19 protein-coding genes are annotated in these 24,228 nt (G+C 37.3%); all 19 read left to right on the top strand.

Going from position 1 to position 24,228, the window contains the following annotated elements; all coding sequences use genetic code 11:
• A complete protein-coding gene (locus tag IGI50_RS12855) occupies positions 1-1,182 on the top strand; it encodes a glycosyltransferase (RefSeq protein WP_438777201.1) in 1,182 nt (393 codons plus the stop codon).
• Between the two features lie 15 nt (positions 1,183-1,197).
• On the top strand, positions 1,198-1,764 hold the full coding sequence (locus IGI50_RS12850) for an acyltransferase (protein WP_438777200.1): 567 nt from the start codon (positions 1,198-1,200) through the stop codon (positions 1,762-1,764).
• A gap of 142 nt (positions 1,765-1,906) precedes the next feature.
• Complete coding sequence (locus IGI50_RS12845; RefSeq protein ID WP_438777199.1) at positions 1,907-3,016, top strand: glycosyltransferase; 1,110 nt, start codon at positions 1,907-1,909, stop codon at positions 3,014-3,016.
• Position 3,017: 1 nt separating this feature from the next.
• On the top strand, positions 3,018-4,349 hold the full coding sequence (locus IGI50_RS12840) for an O-antigen polymerase (protein ID WP_438777198.1): 1,332 nt from the start codon (positions 3,018-3,020) through the stop codon (positions 4,347-4,349).
• On the top strand, positions 4,346-5,191 hold the full coding sequence (locus tag IGI50_RS12835; protein WP_438777197.1) for a glycosyltransferase family 2 protein: 846 nt from the start codon (positions 4,346-4,348) through the stop codon (positions 5,189-5,191). Before IGI50_RS12840 ends, IGI50_RS12835 begins: the two co-directional genes overlap by 4 nt.
• A 177-nt stretch (positions 5,192-5,368) precedes the next feature.
• Positions 5,369-6,253 (top strand): NAD-dependent epimerase/dehydratase family protein, encoded by an 885-nt coding sequence (locus tag IGI50_RS12830; RefSeq protein ID WP_438777196.1) that lies wholly within the window; start codon positions 5,369-5,371, stop codon positions 6,251-6,253.
• On the top strand, positions 6,250-7,422 hold the full coding sequence (locus tag IGI50_RS12825) for a nucleotide sugar dehydrogenase (RefSeq protein WP_438777195.1): 1,173 nt from the start codon (positions 6,250-6,252) through the stop codon (positions 7,420-7,422). Before IGI50_RS12830 ends, IGI50_RS12825 begins: the two co-directional genes overlap by 4 nt.
• 55 nt (positions 7,423-7,477) lie before the next feature.
• A complete protein-coding gene (locus IGI50_RS12820) occupies positions 7,478-8,692 on the top strand; it encodes a polysaccharide pyruvyl transferase family protein (protein ID WP_438777194.1) in 1,215 nt (404 codons plus the stop codon).
• A 13-nt stretch (positions 8,693-8,705) separates the two neighbouring features.
• The gene (locus IGI50_RS12815) at positions 8,706-9,716 is read left to right on the top strand and encodes a nitroreductase family protein (protein WP_438777193.1); all 1,011 of its coding nucleotides are present in this window, start codon (positions 8,706-8,708) and stop codon (positions 9,714-9,716) included.
• A 13-nt stretch (positions 9,717-9,729) separates the two neighbouring features.
• Positions 9,730-11,157 (top strand): oligosaccharide flippase family protein, encoded by a 1,428-nt coding sequence (locus IGI50_RS12810; RefSeq protein ID WP_438777192.1) that lies wholly within the window; start codon positions 9,730-9,732, stop codon positions 11,155-11,157.
• Between the two features lie 50 nt (positions 11,158-11,207).
• The gene (locus tag IGI50_RS12805) at positions 11,208-12,143 is read left to right on the top strand and encodes an LCP family glycopolymer transferase (RefSeq protein ID WP_438777191.1); all 936 of its coding nucleotides are present in this window, start codon (positions 11,208-11,210) and stop codon (positions 12,141-12,143) included.
• 132 nt (positions 12,144-12,275) lie between these two features.
• A complete protein-coding gene (locus tag IGI50_RS12800) occupies positions 12,276-12,839 on the top strand; it encodes a VanZ family protein (RefSeq protein ID WP_438777190.1) in 564 nt (187 codons plus the stop codon).
• A 650-nt stretch (positions 12,840-13,489) separates the two neighbouring features.
• Positions 13,490-14,173: a class D sortase gene (locus IGI50_RS12795; protein WP_438777189.1), complete on the top strand. Its 684-nt coding sequence runs from the start codon at positions 13,490-13,492 to the stop codon at positions 14,171-14,173.
• A 15-nt stretch (positions 14,174-14,188) separates the two neighbouring features.
• On the top strand, positions 14,189-15,034 hold the full coding sequence (locus IGI50_RS12790) for a hypothetical protein (protein ID WP_438777188.1): 846 nt from the start codon (positions 14,189-14,191) through the stop codon (positions 15,032-15,034).
• 12 nt (positions 15,035-15,046) lie between these two features.
• The gene (locus tag IGI50_RS12785) at positions 15,047-15,838 is read left to right on the top strand and encodes a YveK family protein (protein WP_438777187.1); all 792 of its coding nucleotides are present in this window, start codon (positions 15,047-15,049) and stop codon (positions 15,836-15,838) included.
• Positions 15,839-15,958: 120 nt separating this feature from the next.
• A complete protein-coding gene (locus IGI50_RS12780; protein ID WP_438777186.1) occupies positions 15,959-16,675 on the top strand; it encodes a sugar transferase in 717 nt (238 codons plus the stop codon).
• A gap of 404 nt (positions 16,676-17,079) precedes the next feature.
• Entirely contained in the window at positions 17,080-21,504 is a 4,425-nt protein-coding gene (locus IGI50_RS12775; RefSeq protein WP_438777185.1) for a SpaA isopeptide-forming pilin-related protein, read from the top strand.
• A 13-nt stretch (positions 21,505-21,517) separates the two neighbouring features.
• A complete protein-coding gene (locus IGI50_RS12770) occupies positions 21,518-23,152 on the top strand; it encodes a SpaH/EbpB family LPXTG-anchored major pilin (protein WP_438777184.1) in 1,635 nt (544 codons plus the stop codon).
• 65 nt (positions 23,153-23,217) lie between these two features.
• On the top strand, positions 23,218-24,033 hold the full coding sequence (locus tag IGI50_RS12765; RefSeq protein WP_438777183.1) for a class C sortase: 816 nt from the start codon (positions 23,218-23,220) through the stop codon (positions 24,031-24,033).
• Positions 24,034-24,228: the final 195 nt, after the last annotated feature.

Here is a 24,228-nt window from a genome sequence, read left to right as displayed (position 1 = left end):
ATGAAAGTATTGATAATAAATCAGTATTGTGGGTTTGGTAGTACAGGAAGAATCGTACAAGATTTACATGATATGTTAATTGAGAATGGACACGAATGTTGCATTGCGTATGGACGTAATAAAGTAGATAGTAGCGATTACAATACATATAAAATTGGTGGATTCTTAAATAACTACGTTCATGTCTTGGAAACAAGACTATTTGATAATCACGGATTTTCTTCACGTATTGCAACAAAAAAGTTCATTAAATTTATTGAAGACTATAATCCAGATATTATTCATATTCATAATCTACATGGTTATTATGTGAATATTAAGATTTTAATGGAGTATCTAAAAACTCGGGAAACAAAAATAGTCTGGACCTTTCATGACTGTTGGAATTTTTCTAGACATTCGGGATACATTGATTATCAGGAAGGTATTTTGCCTACAGAAATTATTTCAAAAGATGAATTAAGAGAATATCCTAGATCGTTATTCTCTCCGATGGATAATTACGTAAGAAAGAAAAAAATTTTTTCAGGATTTAACAACCTTGTGATTGTTACACCGTCTTTTTGGTTAGCTAATATGGTAAAAGACACATTCTTTTCTGAATATCCTATAAATGTTATTCACAATGGAATTGATATGGAAAAATTTTTTCCGGAAATTGATACGGAAATTCTTAGAAAGTATGGTATCGCTGATAAAGAAATAATTCTCGGTGTGGCCAGCGTATGGGATAGGAGAAAAGGGTTAAAGTACTTGAATAAGCTTGACGATTTAATTGATCATACAAATAAAAAAATTGTAGTTATAGGCAAAATTGAAGAAAGAATGAAGTTAAGCGATGATATCCTGCATATATCTCAGACTGATAGCATAAAAGAAATAAGAAATTGGTATTCTAACGCAAAAGTTTTTATTAATCCAACTTTATATGACAATTTCCCAACTACTAATATAGAATCGTTTGCTTGTGGAACACCTGTAATTACTTTTGATACGGGAGGAAGTCCGGAATCTATCATTAATGATGCTGGAAAAGTAGTGAAGAAGAAAGATGCTTTATCAATCAATGAAGCTATTCAAGATGTTAATAAATTAACTGAAGAAACCATAATTTTTTATAGAAATAAATTTGATAAAAATAGCAAAAATATTGAATATTTAAAAATTTATTTGGGAAAGTAATGTAGGTGATTATGAGTGAAAAAAATTTTATTAACTTTAATTCAGTATTTATTGGGTCTTTTGGAAAAAATCAACCTTGATCTATATAAGAAATTTTATCCAAAATTTCTTAGGTATAGGGGAATCAAGATTCCGAAAAATTTTAGAACCAAGTTTGGTGATGCATATATCCATCCAAGTGTTCACTTTGATGGAAAGGATTATTCATTAATTTCGATAGGAGCTAATACGACAATTTCTAAAGAAGTGGAATTTCTTACTCATGATTATTCCATTAGCAAAGCGTTAATAGCTAATGGAAACTTTAAAAAAGGTGGTTTTTTTCTAAAACCTGTTTCTGTAGGAGAAAACTGCTTTATTGGAGCTAGGACCATTATCTTACCAGGAACAAGAATTGGAGATAATGTTATCGTTGGCGCAGGCTCTGTTGTAAAAGGAAAAATTGACTCGAATATAGTAATCGGAGGAAATCCTGCAAAAAAAATAATTGAAATTGATGCATTCCTTGAAAATCACTTGGAGAAAAATGACATATACTATTATGACTACAGTACTGGTGATGGCGAAGTAATTGCAAAATAGTATTCTTGAAAGAAGGCATATAAATAGTTTGTTAAGTACACAAATTTTAAATAGGGTTAAACAAATATTTGAATAAAATGATTTTTTTCGGAGAATGAGTGTCAGATACTTCGGGTAAATAACATGTTTGGAGATATATGTAGTGAAAAAAAAAGTATCAGTTTATACACGTGATGGGCATAATGCTAGTTCAAGTTATTATAGAGTTTTGCAGTATACTGACGAACTATCGAAGGAAGAATTCTTTTCTATTAAAGAAAGGATTTTTGTTCCCAAATTTTTGACGGAATTACAATATAATTACGGGAAAAAATTGATGGTCATAGTAGCTTACCATATGTTTATTTTGTTATCATCTACCTTATGCTTTTTAGCAGATTTAATCTGGAAGCCAGATACACTTATTATTCTACGTTCAATTACGCCAAAAACATTTTTTGGCATTTCTTCTTTTCTTTATAAGAAATTAGTCAAAAAAACAAAGATAGTTATTTGGGATTTTGATGATGATATTTTTAGTTCAAATGAAATATCAATTAGAGAAAGAAATTTGCTTGAACAACAGTCTACTTTTATTTCTGTGACTCACGCCTATTTATCTGGTTTACTCAACAAAAAAACACAAAGTAAGATTATTCTGATGCCTACAACAGATAAGGATTTTGTGAAAGATAAAAAAGATGTTATTACCAACAGAGTCAAAAAATATACCACTGATATTAATATAGTTTGGGTTGGCTCAAGTGCAAGTATTGATTATTTACATCTATATGTTAATGGGTTAAATGAAGCAGCAAAAAAATTAAATGCTAAGGGAAAGAATTTGAATGTCATAGTAGTAAGTAATATTCCTTTTGTGTCAAAAAAGAATGATTTCTACCTAAAGAATATTAAATGGACTAGAGATGAAGCTATTTTAGCAATGGAGTCAGCACATATCGGAATTATGCCTTTATCGAATGGTATATTCGAAAAAGGAAAAGGTAGTTTTAAACTAATACAGTATATGGCAAACTCAATTCCTGTTATAGGTTCGAATGTCGGATTCAATTCAACTGTGATTAAGGAAAATTTTGGAGTATTGACAAATGATTCTGATTCCAAAGATTTAGTAAATGCTATCTTAAAAATAGCAACTGATAATGAATTATGGATGACAATGGCAGAAAATGCACACGCGGAATGGAAGAAAAATTACTCTTACGAAAATAATTTGTTGAAGATGAAAAATATGATACAGGTAGGTGAATAATATGGACAATAAGTTAAATCAAATTCTGTATTTCTTTATTTCGATTGAGTCTATATTGTTAATCATTATTCTTTTGTTAATAAAAGAAAACTCGCTTTTTCAAAATGGGATTGCGATTATTTTAATATTTACTGGGATCACAGTGTTTATATTAAACTTAAAAGAGTATTCCAATATCCTTAGACCGCAATCAATTTTTGCGATTATTTGGTTAATTGCGTTACCTGCCACATCATTTTCTTATCCTATTATGGATCGAATGACTAACTTACAGTGGGAGTATTCTTTGCTGTTTATTCTTTGTTTCTCTCTTGGCGGTTTCATTGCTTCATTTTTAGGTAATGGAAAAAGTGAATTAACTAAAAGAAATTCTCTTAGTAGACCTAAAATTAATCTTAATCAATTACAGTTTCTATTTTGTTTATTCATAATTATGTTAGCAAGTAGTATGATTTTTTTATCATTTTTAAGACGTGGAGAGTTTCCAGCATTGTCTGAGAATGCTGGACTTGCCAAGTATGATTTTTTTCTTCCAGGGACAGCAACAATTATAGTATTAGGAATTTTAGGAATTTTCGTGATTTTTTTGGATCCCAATAAAAGGAATAGCAAAATATTTATTGTTTCTACGTTTGTTTATGTAGTACTTCAATTGTTAACAGCTGTAAGATTTGGGTTGTTCTTGTTGGTTTTATTACTGCTATCAAATTATTCAAAAGGTAAGCTTGAAAAAACAACACTAAAAAAAATATTTATATTTACCTTTTTTTTAATTTTATTTTTTGTTGTTGTAGCTAATATACGTGGGGGAAATATTGATGAATATCTCTTTTATGCAGGCAACGGAAGTTATTCTGGAACTGAAAAAGGCTTAAGAAATACGGAAATTATTAGGTATTTTGGATACAGTCAAAGAGTCATGCAGAAGTTTATTGAAACATTTCCAGCTGGATATATGAAAGGAAATTACACTTTAAGTCCTATTTTAGATTTATTTCAAGTTCCGTTAATACATAAACCAGGTTTTAGTATATATGGATATACTGCTACAAATATTATTTCATATCAATATTTGGATTTTGGAGATTTATGGCTTATTGCAGCAACTATTTGGAGTTTCATAATTAATTTGGCATTTTCAATTTTTGTTTGTTCAGAATCAAATCTATTTGTTTCTTATGTTTGGGGGGCATCATTTATTTGTCTTGCATTAAGTTTTTATACGTACATTCAAAGTTATACATTTCTATTCATAATCTTCCCACTACTAATTATTGTGATCAATTTGTTAGGTAAAATATCCATTAGATCAAAGAGAGGAATAGAGATATGATATCAGTAATCATTCCAAGTTATAATCGAGAGAATACAATAGAACGTGCTGTTGAAAGTGTTTTGAATCAGTCGGAGAAGTATGAAATAGAAATTTTAATTGTAGACGATTGTTCATCAGATTGTACTGTTGAAATTATAAAGAGAATCATGAAAAAAGATATGAGGATTAGATTATTTGAACTAAAAGAAAATAGAGGAGCAAATTTTGCTAGAAACGTGGGTATTGAAAATTCTTATGGGGATATAATTGCATTTCAAGACTCCGATGACGAATGGTTGGAGGGAAAATTGGAGGAGCAAATGGCATTTATTAATAAAGGTTTTCAATTCATAACTTCTAGCTTCTATAAAATTGATGGGAAAAAAAAAGAAATAATTACTTTGAACTCGGGAAATAAAGTGATTACTCAAGAAGACATACTACCAGTAAATTTTCTTTCTACACAGACTTTTCTTATGTCTAGAAAAATCATAGAGGAATTCAGATTCGATGTGAATATGCCTAGGTTGCAAGATTGGGATTTTGTATTAAGAGTCATGGAAAAGTATGACATCTTCTACATTGATAAGCCATATGTAAATCAGTATATTCAAACTAATAGTATTTCAAAAAATAAAGAAAAGTACTATGAAGCATATAAAATATTGTTTGAGAACTATTCCAAATATGTTTCAAATTCAAAAAAGAAAATGTCAGAATTTTATTATCATCTTGGTAAAGCTTCTGAAGGAGTAAATGAGTTGAATCGGGATTTATATGTTAAATCATTACATGAAAGATTTAATATTCGGTCTCTAGTGAGGTTGTTTTTTTTATTTTTGAAATATCATAAAAATTAATTATACATTTTCTATATATGAGTACTGCACCAGTCAAGAGCAAAATGTGTTTTGGAAAAATGTATCCCTATCAAATTTTAAAAGTATTTCACTATTGAATCTATGTACGTGGAGTAATAGCTTTATTTTAAAATACTAAAATTATTAATTATAAAAGAAAAGGAGTTGATATTAAGAATGAAAATATTGGTAACTGGTGGTAATGGTTATTTAGGAAGAGGAATTGTTGAAAGTTTATTAAGTGAAGGACATGAAGTCCTGATAAATGATCTTTACCTAGAGAATGTCTCAAATAGATCAACTAGAATTGGTGGAAATATATTTGATTCACCGAATCCATATGTTGAGTACGGAGAACCAGATATACTTCTCCACTTAGCATGGAGAGATGGGTTCAGTCATAATTCACATTCGCATATCGAAGATTTATCAAAGCATGTGTTACTTATGGAAAAATTTTTCAATTCACCTGTTAAAAAAATAGTGGTTATGGGAACAATGCATGAAATTGGTTTTCATGAAGGGTCGATTGACGAATGGACTCATACTCATCCGATGAACTATTATGGAATAGCAAAAGATTCACTTAGAAACTTTGTAAGTTATATGTCAGACAATACACAAAAAAATTTTCAATGGCTGCGAGCTTATTATATTGTTGGAAATTCAAAAAATGGGAGTTCAATTTTTAGTAAAATAGTTACAGCTGAAGAAAATGGTGAGAAAGAATTTCCATTCACCTTAGGGAAAAATCAGTATGATTTTCTAAATTATGACGAATTTTGTCGCAGAGTGGTAGCAACAATTTCTCAAAATGAAATAAACGGAATAATTAATATTTCATCTGGAGAACCAATGAAACTCAGTGAGCGTGTAGACAAATTTATTAGAGAAAATAATTTCAATATCAAGCTCAAATATGGAGCTTATCCAGACAGAAAATATGACTCAAAAGCTACTTGGGGAAATAGTGATAAAATCGAAGCAATTATGAAAAAAAATGCACTGTTAAAGTCTACTATAAATTTATCAGGATTATCTAAAAGAGATGGTGAAAAATGAAGGTATCAGTTTTTGGATTAGGATATGTGGGTTTAGCAAACACATTACTATTGGCACAAAATGAACAAGTTAAGGCATATGATATTGTTTCAAAAAGGATTGATATGTTACAACAAAAACAGTCTCCTATAGAAGATACAGAAATTCATGAATTTTTGAGACGAGAAGATTTAAATGCTGAATTCACTACGAACTTTGATGATGCTGTAAAGCATGGCGACTACTTAATTATTGCCACTCCAACTGATTATGATGAAAAGAAAAATCATTTCGACACATCATCAGTAGAAGACGTAATTGAAAAAGCACTAGCTACTCGTCAAAATGCGACATTTATCATTAAATCGACAGTTCCTGTTGGATATACTGAAGAGTTAAGAAAAAAATATGATACTGAAAACATTATATTTTCACCAGAATTTTTAAGAGAGGGAAGAGCGCTTTATGATAATTTACATCCTTCAAGAATTATAGTGGGAGAGTGCTCTGACCGAGGAAAAGCAATTGCAAATATGTTTTTAAAGAATGCTAATGATAAAGATGTACCTATATTATTAACACATTCCACTGAGGCCGAAGCAATCAAGCTTTTCTCGAATACATATTTGGCTTTACGTGTGGCATATTTCAACGAATTAGATACTTATGCTGAATCTAGAGAGCTAAATACTGAGCAAATTATCAAGGGTGTTGGGCTAGATCCTCGTATTGGAAATCACTATAATAATCCGTCATTTGGTTACGGCGGTTACTGCTTACCTAAAGATACAAAACAGTTACGTGCGAATTATGAAAATGTACCAAGTAATATCATAGGAGCAATTGTTGATGCGAATATAACAAGAAAGGATTTTATTGCTGAACAAATTTTAGCAAGAAATCCTACAGTAGTGGGCATCTATCGATTAACAATGAAAAAAGATTCTGATAATTTTCGTTATTCCTCTATACAAGGAATTATGAAAAGAATAAAAGCTAAAGGCATTATCATAGTTATCTATGAGCCTAATTTAATGGAGGATGAGGATACGTTTTATAATTCAAAAGTAATTAATAATCTTGAAGAGTTTAAATTAGTTTCAGATGTGATTGTCTCAAATAGATTTGAAAAAGAACTTAAGGATGTTGAACACAAAATATATACAAGAGACATTTTTGGAAGAGATTAGATTCAAATATAGAACAACAATTATAATTACTATTAATTGCATATGAGGAGACAAAATGAAAGATACTTCAAAAAGGAATATTATTATTACGGGTGGGGAATTTAATAATAAAGGTGCTCAAGCAATGAGTTTTATTACGATAAGTAGGCTTAAATCTAAATTTCCAGAGCACAATATAGTTTTTGCTTCAGATTTGGATGCAAAACGATCAGAAGAAGAAACTGATATATATAATTTTGATATAATATCAAATCCTCTGGTCAGAAATAATTTTGTGGGTGAAAATATTATTCGCAAGATTTTGAAGAAAAATCTAAGAGAGAATCCAAAAAAATTTAATAGAATTTTAGATGATACCGATTATTTGTTTGATATTAGTGGTTATGCTCTTTCTAGTCAATGGGGAATCCGTAACTCTAGAGGATACTTAAAAAAATTTCGACTCGCTTATCAGAGGGGAATTAAAAGTGCAATTTTACCACAATCATTTGGACCATTTGATTATGGGAAAAATAATCTAAGAATGAAAAAGGAAATAATAGAAGTTTTATCTAAAGTGGATATTGTTATGCCAAGAGAAAACGAAGGTATGCAGTTCCTTCATGATTTGGGACTAGTTGATAATATTTTTTATTCACCTGACTTAGTTCTTACAAATAAAGAAAAGATAAATTGGAACCATATTTATAAAAAACCTATTGCTCCAATAGATTTTGAAATACCCAAAATGAGTGTTGCAATTGTACCTAATATGCGAAATTTTGATCATGGAAACAGAGAGAAAATATACAGTTTATATGAGTTGATAATTGAGGAACTTCTTAAAAAGAAAATGAACGTGTATTTGATCCGTCATTCTGGAGAAGATCTTGAGGCGTGTAAAAATATAAAAAATTTGTTTGATGAGAAAGATAATGTAAGAATAATTAGTAATGATTTAACACCTTCAGAGTTTGAAAATTTAATCAGTAAGTTTGAATTTTCAATAGGATCAAGATTCCATTCTATTGTACATTCGTATCAAGTTGCAACTCCGTGTATTATTCTAGGATGGGCTACTAAATACAAAGAGTTAGCAGAGTATTTTGATCAGTCTGACTACGTATTTGATGTTAGGCACAATATCAACACATCTTTATTTATTGAAATAATGAACAATTTAATTAATAAAATCCCTGAGGAGAAAAGTAAAATAGAATTTGGATTAAAAAAAATTTTTGCTATGTCGGATCCTTTTGACAAAGCGTTTAAAGTTATTACGAAAGAATGAGGGTTGACCATTGATGAAAGAGAAATTGAAATCTATTATTCCTAAAGGAATACTTGAGAAGCGAAGAATTATTCTAAAAAAAAAGGAATTGAATACATTATTTAGAAATGATAAAAGAAGATTCCAAAAATATTCCGCTAGTGAAAAAGTAAATTATGATCGCGAGAATGTTAGAAGTCAAATTATGTATTTCTCTCATCAAATAGAAAAGGGGCTTAGTAGAAAAAATTTCCGATATGGATTTGGTTTGGATGCAATAATAAATCTAGTAGATGCTTTACAAAGAATGAAGAAATTTTCTAATTGGGAGGAAGATGATTTTTATAGAAACGGAATATCGTCATTAAGTGCATATGTTGATCGACACAGTTCAATTAGTGAAAAAATTCCAAATTTTGAAAAAATTCCTGTTGATATAATCAGTGAAATAAAAGAATCTAAGGACGAGTGCGCAGGTGTAATAGAAGTAACTTCTAAATCTAAGAATAATAATTCTAATATTAATTTTAAGAAGTTGGCTATGAACAGGATATCTGTTCGGGATTTTAAAGATGGTGAAAGTATCGATATTAAAGATTTAGAAGAAGCAATTGAAATATGTATAAAGACACCAAGTGTTTGTAATCGACAATCTTCTAGAGTAAAAATAGTTACTGATGCGCAGGTAATAGAAAGAATTCTATTTCTCCAAGGCGGATTTGGGGGGTATGAATTACCTGATAAATTATTATTAGTAACTAATGATCTTTCAGTATTCTTACGTGCACAAGAAAGAAACCAAGCATTCGTTGATGGAGGGTTGTTTTGTATGAGTTTACTTTACGCTCTTGAGTATAAATCAATAGGCGCATGTCCATTATCAGTTAATATTTCTCAAGAAAAAGTGCATGAAATTAGAAAAATATTATCTATACCAGAAAGTGAAACTCCAATTATGTTTATTGCATGTGGAATTATTGATGATCATGTGACTTCTCCTAAAAGTTATAGGAGTCCAGCAAGTAAAATTACTGAAATATTTTAGTAGAAGGGTATTTATGAAAAGAAAACTAGCTGTCAATTTCTTTTACCAAGCTTCATATCAAATTCTTCTTATCATTCTACCAATTATCACAATTCCAATTGTATCAAAAGCATTGGGACCAGGTGGGATAGGGACATATAACTATATTAACTCTATAGTAGCTTATTTTGTGCTCGTGGCAGGTTTGGGGATGGCAAATTATGGAGTGAGGGAAATTGCTATCGTCAGAGACGATAGATATAATTTGTCTAAGAAATTTTGGGAATTAGAGGGATTCAATGTATTTATTTCTATTTTAACTTTAATTGTGTACCTTATATGGTGTTTAATTTTTTCAAACACGTTCTATTTTCTTATTAGTAGTATTTTGATAATCAGTAACTTATTCGATATCACTTGGTTTTTTTCTGGAATGGAGGATTTTAAAAAAATCACTATTCGTAACTTTGTAATAAGAATAAGTAGTTTCTTTCTGATAGTTTTTTTTATAAGAGATAAAAACGATCTAGACCTTTATTTCGTCATTAACTTACTTAGTACTTTGGTTTCACAATTAAGCCTATGGATTTCTATAAAAAAATATATAACTTGGGTCAAAGTCACTTTGAAAGAATGTTTTTCTCATTTTAAACCGCTATTATCTTATTTTTTGGCTAAGGTTGCAGTAACATTATATCAAAATGCTACTAAAACAATTTTAGGTGTGATGACCACTATGACGGTTGTAGGGTATTATTCAAATTCCTTTTCTTTAGTGTTGATGTGCGGAAATGTAATCAATGCGATGAATACTGTGCTAATTCCTAGAATGAGCAATTTATTCGAAAATAAAGATGAGGAAAAAATGATAGGAATGATTCAAAGAACTATTCATTTTCAACTTTATTTTACAATAGCAATTGCATTTGGAATTATTTTACTCAGTAGTAAGTTAGTAGATTGGTTTTTTGGTTCTAATTTTTCTGAAATAAAAAATATTCTTCCATGGTTAGCACCAGTTGTAGTTACACAGTCATTTCAAATGTCAGTAGCAACTCAATACCTAATTCCTAAGAATGAGATGAAAGAATATAATATTTCGGTTTTGATTGGAGCAGTAGTTACAGTAGTAAGTACGATAATATTTGTTCCTTTTATTGGTGTGTATGGAGCAATTATAGGCATAAATTTGGGATATCTCGTAGTTTCTATTTTGCGCTTAAGAATGTTGTTGATAGATACTACTTTTAAATTTGAATATAAAAATGTGATAAAATGGATATTTTCAGGAGTTATTATGTTGATAGTAGGATATATATTTACGAAAAAAATGTCTTCATCTTTACTTACTACTTTTGTTCAAATAATTTTAGGTGGGTTTATTTACCTTTGTGTTACTATGCTTTTAAATGCAAATCCAATGGTTAAGATGATAAATAAGAGTAAAAAAATTAGAAAGTAAAGTCAATGCTGATATTAAATTTGTGTGATGGAGGTAAATAATCTAATATTATGTCAAAGCCAAAAAAAGCCCCAAATCGTTCTAAAAAAATTCTCCTCTCACTACTAGGCATTTTCCTAGCCCTGCTCCTCGTCGTAGTCGGCATCGGTGCGAAGATGTACTATGACGTGCGATCCACAGCGAATGATGCGTATGAGTCTGTGGATCGGGATAATGCATCGAACAAGCGTCAAGTGAGTTTATCGGATCAGGAGCCGTTCAGTATTTTGCTTTTGGGTGTTGATACTGGAGCGCTGGGGCGGACGGAGCAAGGACGCTCAGATACGATGATGGTGGCGACGGTGAATCCGTCATCGGATGAGGCGTTGTTGGTGAGTTTGCCTCGAGATACGTATGCGGAGATCGTTGGTCATGGGACGCAGGATAAGATCAATCATGCGTATGCCTTTGGCGGCGCGGCGATGTCGATGGATACGGTGGCGGAGCTGCTGGATATTCCGATTGATCATTACATAACCATCAACATGCAGGGGATTGAGTCCTTGGTTGATGCGGTTGGCGGGATCGAGGTCAACAATCCGTTTGAATTTACATATGAGAAGAAGACATTTCCTAAAGGGCAGCAAGCATTGGATGGCGAAGAGGCGTTGAAGTATTCTCGGATGCGCTATGATGATCCGGATGGGGATTATGGCCGGCAGGGACGGCAGCGGCAAATTATTACCGGTATTGCGAAGAAAGTATTGAGCACACAGGGGCTAACGAATTATTCCTCGATCTTGAAAACGATGGGCCAGAATGTAAAGACGGATCTGACCTTCACGGATATGCGCACCTTGATGGGGGATTATCGCGCGGCGTTTGGCAATATCCAATCGGATCAACTGAAGGGTGAAGGCTTCATGCAAGATGGCGTTTCTTATCAGCGGATTGATCCAGGAGAGCTGAAGCGTGTTCAAGAGGAATTGAAGGCACAATTGAAATAGGTGTGACGAAAACCAGAGCGGTTGTCTCTGGTTTTTTCTTTAAGCTTTTCTTGTGGCGGCGCCTTTTTAATGAATCGTTTAAGTTGTTTCGCTATAATTATTTGCTATAAGGTTGTCTGAGGAGGGGATTCGATGAAGAAAATCATTGCAGGTATCATATCTTTTGTGCTGAGTTATGGGATGGTCTATTATTTGGTCATGCCGACTTTGCAGAATTATCCCCGTCTGGATTCGATGGCGCAGCGGTTTGAGTATACGGATGAAGCGTTGTGGCTATTCATCTTCTTGAGCTTATGGCTCTTTTATTGGCAATGGGAGCAGCGGAAGCTATGGAATATTTATTTGTATTTGTTTTATAGCTGCTACTTTCTCTTATTGTTCATCATGCTGTTCACGAAAGCGAAGGCCTATCATTCCTTTAATTTGAATCCGTTTGAGTTGTACTTGAACAATGGGCAGCAGATTATCGAGTTGATATTGAATACTGGATACTTTATCCCTCTTGGCTGCTTGTATGGATTACGGGCGAAGCCAGTTGAGGCGGCAGTGATTGCCTTGATCACGATTCTTGGGATCGAGACGATCCAGTATGTGTTCTACATTGGCACGTTTGATATTTGGGATATTTTTACAAATTTTGCGGGATGTCTCATCGGCTACTTCCTTTGCCTGCAAATAAAAAAGAGAATCGCGTAACTGAGTAAATGCAGATCAGTCATCCTAAGCTGGATGAGGATCTGCTTTTTTTTATGTTTCCTGTGCATAGAAAGGTGCTATATTGATCTTTTTGCGAGTTGATTATTCACTCAATCAATAGTTTGTAAATGATTGATAGAAAAAAACAGCAAAAAGAGAGCGCTTGCTTTATCAGTTAATAAGAGAACTATTTTAATAATTAAAAAGTTAGCCAATCGGAAAATCTGATTAATTCTATCGACTTTTATTAAAACGACTCTGATTGTTTGATATTTGATAATACATAAATAATTCAATGTTTCTTACATTTATATTCTTCTCATTTTCTGTTTATTAGGACCTTAAAATATTATTTATAAATCGGATTGTTTTTACGCAGATAGAAAAGTATACTAATATCATCAAAAATATTATTTTTACCATATGAAAATGTATAACTAGTAAAGGGGAAATGTTGGTGGGAAAAATTATTCGTACATTTATTGATTTCGTCATCATTGAGCTGAAGATTCAAGGAAAAGAAGCGACTCTTTCTGATGAAAAAAGTATCTTGATAGGTCGATCGAATAGGGAGTGGTCTGTGTGTCTTGCGAATTTCTTTGCAAGTTTACAGTGGATTCTGCATTCATTCGTCATAGGAGGTAGGTGCCTTGCGTAGTTTATCGAGGTTAAAGAGAATCGGTGTAACGGTGGTCGTTCCGATCATCTTTTTAATTTGCGGGTATTCGTTGATCTATCTCGTGGGCAAGCCGGTCATCCAATTTGTGACGTCGTCTATCCAGCTTTTTCTATTAACGGATACGCCGACGTTTGAGGCGGCGGAGCAGTCCTTTGAACCAATTGATAACAAGAATGTCGCTGTAAATAGTAAAAAGGAATTGCCCTCGACGAAGGTGGCGTATCCGGTGGGCGGTCAGATCTTTGGAAAAGTAAAGATTGCCAGCGTCCGCTTATGTGTCCCATTATATTTCGGGGATAGTGAAGAGATTTTACGGAAGGGTGCGGGACAATTCATGGGCTCGGTCTATCCTGGGGAGATTGGCACTTCGCTGATCGGTGGGCATAATGTCGATGATTTTGGCAAGCTCGGAACGGTTCCAGTGGGTGATCGAATCGAGATTCAGACCACTTATGGAAATTATATATATCGTGTCACCAAAATAGAGGTGAAGGATAAAAAGGACCCAGCGATTGATCGGATGATCTATCAGCGGAATGAGCGACGACTCATTCTCTATACGTGCTACCCGATCGATAGTTTAGGTTTAACCGATCAACGATTGTTTGTCAGTGGAAAATATGAATCTGGGCCAAGGATCAATGAAAATGAGTAGGAGGAGAAGCTTGGAATGAATCAAATGACACGGAACATCCCCCGTTGGATTTTAGCTTTTATTGGCTCACTGCTTCTCTTTGCCGCAGGTGCGCTGCTTTGCGTTCGTCTGACCTTGTTCAATCAAAACTTTATGATCCAGCAAATGCATCAAGCAAAGTACATTGAAACGATTCGCAAGGACGTGACGGAGAGCATTCAGGATGTGGGGCGGGGCAGCAATATCCCGCCAGAGGTCTTAAGCGAGGTGGTTACAGAAGAGTTAGTGACGATCAATGTGGAGAACTATATTCGCGGCATTTATCAAAACATCCCCTTTCAGCTTCAGGGAGAGGATCAGATCAAAGAGAATATCTTGAAGAATGTGGAGCAATATGCGCAAGAAAAGAATATCCCGATTGATGAGACGACCGAAAAGAATTTAACCAATTTAGCGGAAACGGCAGCAAAAAATTTTTCAGCGTATATTGAAATCCCTTATTTAATGAGCTATGGACAGAAGGTCATGGCCTTTGAATCCTCATTGAATGTCATTATGTTTGTTGTGGGTGCGGCCTTTTTACTAATATTTGCGGGGCTGCAATTGATGATCAAGATGACGCATCAGAGGGTTCGCTGGAGCAGCATCACCTTCTTCGGCGCAGGCTTGATGCTTGCGACATTGCCGACGATCATCTATTTCAGTGGGGTGATCCAGCGGCTAGGGATTACCTCAGAGGGACTCTACCGTTTCGTTACTTCATATGTGACGATCTTTGATTTGAGTTTCGTATTTGTTGGATTGGCAGTGATTGGAGTCGCGATCATTTTAGTCATTATCAGTGAAAGAATGCGTGATAAAAGACTATTTACTATTCACTAGCAGGAGGAAAAGATGGAAGAGACAAGCAGCTTAGAAGGAATGCTTCAGATTTTGAAACGAAAACTCGCGTGGATTGTCCTGACGATGATTGCAGGGCTAGGGCTCGCAGCCGGTGTGAGCTTTTTCTTGATTGCACCGAAATACGATTCAGCGGCCCAGCTAATTGTGCAAAGTGATCAAGATGAAGGCGGCAGTGGGAATCTGCAAAATGATATCAACGGAAATGTTCTGTTGATTAACACCTACAAAGATATGATCAAGAGTGATATTGTTATTGATGCGGTTCAAAAGAAGCTGCAGGATGATTATCAATCTCTCTATAGTAATAGCGAATTAAAAAGTATTTTGGAAGTAGAACAGGCACAGAACTCGCAAATGTTCCAGATTATCGCGACTTCTCCTGAACCACGAAAAGCGGCGTTAATCGCGAACACAACAGCAAAAACTTTTCAGGAAAAAGCAGAGGAAGTACTAGCCGTTAATAAGGTGACGATCACTTCAGAAGCAGCGGTCTCTTCTAAGTCGGTCTTCCCTAATCATACATTGAACTTATTAATCGGGACTGTGTTAGGCATGATGATTGGCATGGGTCTGGCCATTTTGATCGAATGGTTGGATAAAACAGTGAAGGACGAACGCTACATCGTAGAGGCTTTGGGCCTGCCTGTTCTAGGACAAGTTTCTGAGGTTCATCCTAAGGAACTGGTTAGAAGGCATAGAATTATCGTGACAGCTCAGGAGGATCGTGCAGTTACCTGGGGCGCGGGCACTCAACCACCTCAGCGAAAGCGCAGACGAGTCTAAAAAAATGAATCGGAGAAATGAAAAGAATAGCTGGATCTAAGTTTCAAGATTCAGTGATTTGACAGTGGACCATCGTTTTTATTTCTTTTCGTACTATGTTGGATGTTGGAGGAATTAGGGATGAAAAGTGAGAAGACCTTTTGGCACATGAGTAATTTGAACAGCGGCATCTATGTGGATCAAGAACACACGCAAGGGATCTGGCTAGATAAAGAAAAGATCGAAGAGCAAACCGCTTATGAGCTTGCTAAAAGAATCTTTGATTTACCTTTAGCTAGCAGCGGTCTGATTCTTATTTCCCCGGTCATGCTGTGGATCGCCTATAAAATACATAAGGACGAACCAGCTTGTCCAGTGATCTTCGCACAAAAACGTGTAGGAAGGAATGGCAAACTATTCACGATGTATAAGTTCCGTTCGATGTGTGTCGATGCAGATGAACAGTTAACGGGACTCCTAAAGAAAAATGAGCTCAAAGGAGCGATGTTTAAAATTAAGGAAGATCCAAGGATAACGGAATTCGGCAAATTCATTCGCCGTACAAGCTTAGATGAGCTTCCCCAGCTGATCAATGTCATCAAAGGAGACATGAGTTTGATTGGGCCGCGACCGCCTTTGCAAAGAGAAGTCGCTGAATACACGCAGGTTGATCTGCAACGTTTACTGGTGAAGCCGGGCTGTTCGGGACTGTGGCAAGTTAGTGGCCGCAATGAAGTCGACTTCGATGAGATGGTGGAATTTGATCTTATGTATATACAGACTCGAAGCATCAGACAGGATCTTTCGTTGATTCTTAAAACGATAAAGGTCATGCTGAAACCGGATGGGGCGTATTAGCTGCCCGCAAGTTCTGACCGCTGGCAGACAGACTCAAAAGATCGCTAGGTAATCCTTTGAGTCTGTCGTTTCTTAGCCATTATTGAAGGGTTATTGAATAGTCTATTAAATAGTTAGGTGCATACTACTCTTTCCTCGTAGTATGTTTTTTTGTGTTGAACAGGTCTTAAAGCAAAACTAGACGGATTTTTTTAATTTATTTTTAATAAAAAAATATAGTGTATTATTGAAATTATAATAAATAGTAGTAAACTTTATGTGTAAAACGATACAGTAAATTTATTTTTTTAAAATAAAATAAACATATTTAATTATACCGAAACCATTAATTTTCTTTTTTATATAAAATATTCCTCGTTACTAATGAAGGCAAAACATCATTTTTGACCACTGGAAAGTAATAAATGGGAAAGAGAGGAGAGGGGATGATGATGAAGCATAGGGTTTTGCGGTCGTTACTAAGCATAATGTTACTTTTATCACTATTTTCTCCTGCACTCTCATTCGGAGAAAACAGTGAGCAAATAACTACAAGCGACAGCGTGATCGAATCAACCAGCGATTTAGCTGATTTGACGGACGCAGAGTCCAGCAGTGAGGTTGTGGCTGATACGGAGGACAGTGAAGAGGGCTACTCGACCGAAGAGCCGCAGGAGCAAGAGACTGTGGAGGAAAGTAGTGAGGAGGAGGCTGTTCCGAATGACATCCAGTTAGAAGGGGTACGTTCGCCTGGATCGTTGAACGATCGGGTTGAGGTGACAGAATGGGGAATCTATGACAATTCCGACACGCGCTTATCAACGTCTAATCCAGCCAATTCTGATCAGGGATATACCTTCAAATTTAAGTGGGAAATTTCTGATGCGAGCACAATCAGAATCCAGCCCAATGATTATTTTACGTTGACCTTGCCGCAAAATGAAGGGACTCTGCCAGACAAGTCTGACGCGTCAGGTTCGTGGGTAGCCTTGAATTCAACTGCAACGACACCGATCATGACAGAATTGGCGGATGGCTCTGTAGCAAAGATTGGCGAATGGTATGTGGAAGGAACGCCGGAGAGTAATTATACGATCCAGCAGATTCGGGTTCAGTTTACGAATGAAGTAGGAAAAGTCATCGATATTTCAGGCGAGTTCAATCTTGGACACGGCGGGTTAAAGAATTATACCTTAAAGGCAGGGATTCAAAATGTTGCTTTTGGCAACTCGACGCAGCAAATCTATTTCAATGCGCGACAGCTTGATCCTTCCAGCGGGCATAGCTATAAAAATGCCGAGAATTCAGGGAACAATTCAATCAAGTACTCTTTACCGATCAATCTGTCTGCGCCTGTTGAACTGGGTGGGGACATGATCAGAGAGCGTGACAATGGGATAGGGACTTATTGGGGGTTCGATCCTGTGAATCCAGACCATGATTGGGGAGAATACGCGACAGACGCACTCGGAATTTTTATGGAGGATGAGTTGGAGTCAGGCGCCACCTTGGGAAATATCACCATCACCGCTGAAACAAGAATTCCCATTCTTTTCCCTTTTACAGAGCAGCAGCCTTATGATGGCAGTAAGCACAGAGGTGGAATCACCGCATCCGATTCTGCCTATTTGAGCTATGTTCTTTTCGACACGGGAAGGGGGCCCGAGTATCGAACAAGTCCGACAAGCGAGATGTGGCAAAAGCCGACACAGGAGACGTCCTTTGACCGAGTCTATCAAGAAAGCGGAGAGAGCAAGACGGCGTTTAGAGAGCGAGTGAAGGCAAGAGACTATCAATATGGTGCTTACTATGATGAGCAAGCCAAGCAATACACATTGATGGTCTACTTTGGAGATATCTCAAGAGCAGACAATGAGCAATATAAGCTGAAAAAATACAGTGATTTAACCGATCAAAAGTACGCGTCATCGGGTCGGATGGTTAAAGGGACGAATATTCCTGTTCTAAACTTTGCGGTGAAGTCAGCGGACCATCTAATCAAGAATGGCTATTACAGCGAAAAAGATCGAGAGCTGCTAGAAGATTACTACACCTTAACCTTTGGTGAAAGTAACGTCTTTGGCGGACAAATATCAACCTATAATGTTTCCTTTAATGTCAATTATCCGCCTGAGACTGCCAGTGGAAAAAAGAGCAATACAGGGATATTTGATCAAAGCAGCGATCGAGTGCTTCCGTGGGAAGGAAGAAGGCATGAGCGAAGCGCCACCTCGTGGTTAAGCAACCCGTACAGCAGTATCCAATTGCAATCGAATCAGGCAGCGGTGCTTAAGTTCGATGAAAACAATCGTCCGATGAATGGGGTGAAATTTGGTTTACAAAAGAAGACGGAAGGCAATTGGGAAGACGTTGAAGTAGAGTATGCAACTGGACCGATTAATGTCCCAGTGAAGGTGGTCGATAGTGAGGGGCATCCGGTCGTTGAGATGCAAACGCTTGAGGGAGGGAGCGTGACAGGAGCGCTGGCCGATGGTACATATCGCTTTGTCGAGCTGGAGACGCCCGCTGGATATGATAAGATGCGGTCGCCAAATTTCGATGAAACAGTAAACCAAGTTGTTTCTGAAGAATTTTTGATACCGGCAGCGGGAAACGGTTCGACACGCTATGTAAGAAATGTTTCGGCGCCAAGCTATACAGTCTTCCATTATGTGCAAAAAGAAGGGGCCGGGACAAGCTCGCCTGCGGATTTTGAATTGAAATATCAGGAAACAAAGCACGGTGAAACCAATAGTGAAGTGATTGCCCAAGAGCGAAAGTTATCAGGCTACAGCTATTTGGCGGGGCATCCGTTAGAGGTAAAGCAGGGAACTGTCAATGCCGATGGCTCACTAGTGCTGGCTCTCTATTACCAAATCGATAAAAGCGTGGCCGCTTTTTCGATAGATAAGTTAGATAATGCTCAGCACTCACCGATGCCTTCCTATGATATCCGAGGAGATCCTCTGGGACCAGAGAAGACGGTTATGTTTGATATTTATTTTTACAACGGAGAGTGGGATGAGGCTCATATTCGAGGAACACATCCGGAAAATGATCCAAACCATTACTGGGAACGACTAGTCATTGATGGGGAGCCGGTCACGGTCACGACGGATGCTGAAGGACGCATTCAAGATTCTAGAATCGACCTCGTCAAGAGTCGTACGGATACAGGAGAAGTCCAGTATCTGCACACCTTTGCACTGGTGGAAAAGCAAACCTATCGAGAGTATGAGTTACCTGATCAGAATTCAGGAACGAAAAATACCTATTGGATAGTCTTCACACAGGAAACAGCGAACAATTTAGATGCGCAAATCTCGCATGTTGCTGGGGTTGATTTGACAGGCGAACTGGAGGAGTGGCAGTTAAGCGCGAAGGTAAATGACCGATTCGCCATCTTCAATCGGAAGGACACCAATTATTGGTGGCTTTACAAGGAGGATATGTCTGGCAAGCGACTGCCTTCCTGTGACGAAAACGGCAATCCCCTACCAGAGAAGGTCAGCTTCCAGCTCTATAAATACGACGACCCTACTTGGACTTACGCACCGGGCGACTATAGCCCTGCTGATGACCGGGCCTGGGCTATTATGGAGGGCTTTACCTATACGACCAATGAAGATGGGCGAATCGTAGGGGAGCATGACCTTCCTGTCAGCGGCGGCCCCTACGCATTAGTCGAAACCAGTACCTATTCTAACTATCACTGCCCGAACCCACGGCAAGCTTACTGGATATTATGGGACGGTGGTGGACTGAGTAGCCATGGGACGAACAATCCGGGAGCGAACTACATCTCCAAAGGGAGCTACGCGTTAAGAAATGAAACCGCCACCAAAACGATGCTGTACAAAGCGGACAAGAATACGAAATACGCGATGCCTTCGAATGATCGGCAGCAGGTGGTCTTTAAGTACTATAAATTTATCGGAGATTGGAATGCTGGAGAAACACCGAATAACAGTACGGATTTAACGAATACAACTAGGTGGCTCCCTTTGATCAATCCAGACTTCGAAGTGACAGACCCTTCGGAGGAAAAGTTTTTATTTAAAACAGATGATCAAGGTCGGTTAACGAAGATCAATGATTTATTTGTCGGTGGGCCTTGGGGAGAGACCTATGCGATCCAGGAAGTTCAGACTTATGATGGCTATCGAATGAACAGAGAGGATTATTGGATTGTCTACGTAAAGCATCAAACGATTGGTGACGACGCCACCCCTTTTGTCGTGGATGGGATGGATCGTGTGCCATGGACCTACTCATTCATGGCGCCGTTAGATTTGGGCAATCCCTTCAAAGAATTTGTTTTGCTGAATGAATCGTATCAGTATCCGACACTGCGCTTTACAAAGGAGAATGAAAAGAATGAGCCTTTGGGAAATGTTCAATTTGAATTGTACGCTGGAAAGTCTGACGGTAATTGGGCGCAAGATTCAAAAGATCCGAATGCACCTGAGACCTTTTGGGATTTAAGTCAACCATATCGGACAGCGACGAGCAGCTTTAGCGGCGCGGTCTTGCTGGAACGATTGGAGCCGGGACGCTATTTATTGATTGAGACAAAGACGGCGAAGGGGTATCAACTCCCTCAAGGGGAATGGCTCATCACTGTTGAAGAGAACAATAATGAAATAAAAATCACGGATATCCGTGCGAGAGATGGTACGTCTCCTCCAGCTTTCAGAGTCGATAATGGGGCGTATTATTTACCAAATTATCGAAAACACGTTTTGCCAAAAGCAGGGGGATATATGCGGTTGATCGTGGTGGCAGTAGGAATTGTTTTATTAGGTGTGGGAGCAATCGTCAGTCAAAACGACAAAAAGAAAAAAAGATAAGGGGAGAAAGAGGATGAAGAGAAAGCTAACCAAACTGATCACACTGGTATTCATTTTAGCAACAGCGCTCGCAGGCGCTGCTTCAGTATTAGCCGCGCCTGGTTCACGACCGACAACGGGGGATTTGACGATCCATAAATATTGGGCGGAAACTTCAAGCGATATAGGATCAGAAGGAGATGGAGAAGCGGAAACGATTGACACGGATAAAAATCCCCCAGTTAAAGGGATTCAATTCGATGTGTATCAATTAACACCAAAAGATGCGGCCCCCGATACACCGCCATCAGATAAGGATGGCTGGAGTTATTCACGAGTCGGTGCTGAATTAACAGTGAAAAAGGATGCTGTTGAACACAAATACGCGTTAACCCCAAAAAATTCTGATAATGGCGCAAATGGCAAGACGGGTACTGACGGAGCATTGAAGTATACGGACTTAGATGCAGGCTACTATTATGTGGAAGAAAACTTGGCAGCATCTGCTGGCTACGAGGTACAAGTGGCAGATAACAAGGTGATTACTTCACCAGCAAAACCCTTCATCACGGCGGTCCCAATGGTGAACGCGGCTGGAGATGAGTGGAACGATGACGTTCATGTATACCCCAAAAACCAAGGGTTAAGTCCTGAAAAAAGAGCAGAAGAGCCATCAGTTAATGTGGGAGACAAAGTGAGCTGGAGGATTAAAGTTAATGTTCCTTCTGATATTGCGGATTATCCCAAATTTGATGTGATTGATGAATTAGACAAACGTTTGAATTATGTAGATGGTAGCATCAAAGTTGTTGGTGTAAATTCAAGTGGTAATGAGGTAGTTGAGTTAGAGGCGCAGAACGATTTCACTGTGAGCCATACACCAGCTGCTGGTCAAAATAAAGAAAAAGTAGTGGTGTCGTTAACCGCTGCAGGCATCGCTAAACTAGGAACAGCTACTGTTGAGACAGTTGAGATCGTTTTGGAAACAACGGTCAATGGGAATGTCTCCAGCGACGATGAGAACGCGATTCAAAATGGGGCGACAATCGAACTCTACAATGGGGTGACTGTTGGTACAGACCTGACACAGCCTGCGAACGTACATACAGGCGAGATTGTTATTAATAAAACCTATTCTGGTGGAACAGTCGATAAAAGTGCGCAATTCCAATTAGCTAAGAGCGAGACTGATGCTGCTGCGGGGGATTATTTGCGCGTTGTTCTAGACAGCAGTGGGACCTACATTGAGGACATCGTTGCTCCTGGTGAAGCTGGGTACGACACCGCGAAAAAATGGGTAGCATTGCCTTCTTATGCAGAGACAAATGAAGAGTTGAAGCTTGTAGGAGACATATTATATGTGGCATCCTTCGAAGGCTTGAAAACAATGGAAATCTCAGAGCATGGAGAGACATTTGAATCGTACTATTTAGTCGAAACCAAAGCGCCAGAAGGGTATAACTTATTGAATGAACCGCTGCAGGTAACCTTCGCAAAAGACGATGATAAAACGAAATACGTCCGTACCACCGATGAAATTGAAAATAAACGCGGATTTACTTTACCGAATACTGGGGGCATGGGGACCCTCCTCCTCGTTGCTTTTGGGATTGTAATGATCGGGCTGGCGATTATTTTGACTATGAACAAAAAAAAGAAAACTGTCTAGAGAACGTTTGAGAAAAAGCCGAGTCGCCCTCGGCTTTTTCTATCTATAGGAAGAAGGGGGAAACGATGAAGCGGGTGATTTTGATTATTCTATTATTAATTTCTGGAATTGGCGTCATTGCGTACCCCTTTATCGGAAATTATCTAAATCAAAAAAACGCGACACAAGTGATGGATACGTATCGTAAAAAGACGGATACGCTAACCCCAGAGCAAATCGCTGACCTTTTTCAAACGGCGCAAATCTATAATGAAAATTTGTTGGGGCAGCCTGCTCATGACCCATTTATTCCCGGATCAGGAATCGTCATGCCGGATAATTATTATCAGGTTTTGAACGTTGAAGGGACGATGGGGCAATTAAAGATCCCCAGTATTGGAGTGAACTTGCCGATCTATCATGGAACGAAAGAAACGATCCTGCAAAAAGCAGTCGGACATTTGGAAGGTTCCGCACTGCCGATTGGCGGAGAGGGGACCCACACCGTGTTGACCTCTCATACTGGATTAACAAAAGCAAAATTGTTTACCGATTTGATTGAACTAAAGAAAGGCGATCACTTTTATATTTACGTATTAAATCGAACGCTTGCTTACGAGGTGGATCAGATTTCTGTGATCAAACCCGAACAGACAGAGTTTTTGAGAGCCTTCAAGGGAAAAGACTACGCGACATTATTGACCTGTACGCCTTATGGGGTCAACTCGCACCGATTATTGGTTCGAGGAGAACGGGTTGCCTACACTCCTAGCAAAGTCGTTCGAAAGAAAAAAATGACGAAGGAAAACTATTTGTTATTAAAGGTTGTATTGATTACGAGTGGAATGATGCTGTTATTGATCCTGTTGAATTATTGGAGGAACATCCGAAAGGAAAAATAAACGAAAAAACTTGTTTTATCGCTCAAAGGACGAATGGGCGCTGCAGAATAATTGGCTAGGACCTGTTTATCCCATGTTCTTTCATTGTTGTATTCGCTGGGATGCGGCTGATCATTCTAAATTTCGCGAATGTTTGATGAGGTTATTTTTGCAGCACAAGGAATAAGAAGGGGTTATAAAATATATAATAGGAGA

This window comes from Enterococcus sp. DIV0170 (genome assembly GCF_051710765.1).
GTDB classification, from domain to species: Bacteria; Bacillota; Bacilli; order Lactobacillales; family Enterococcaceae; genus Enterococcus_A; species Enterococcus_A raffinosus.
Note: the sequence above shows the minus strand (reverse complement) of the source record. Positions and strands in the feature narration are given on the sequence as shown.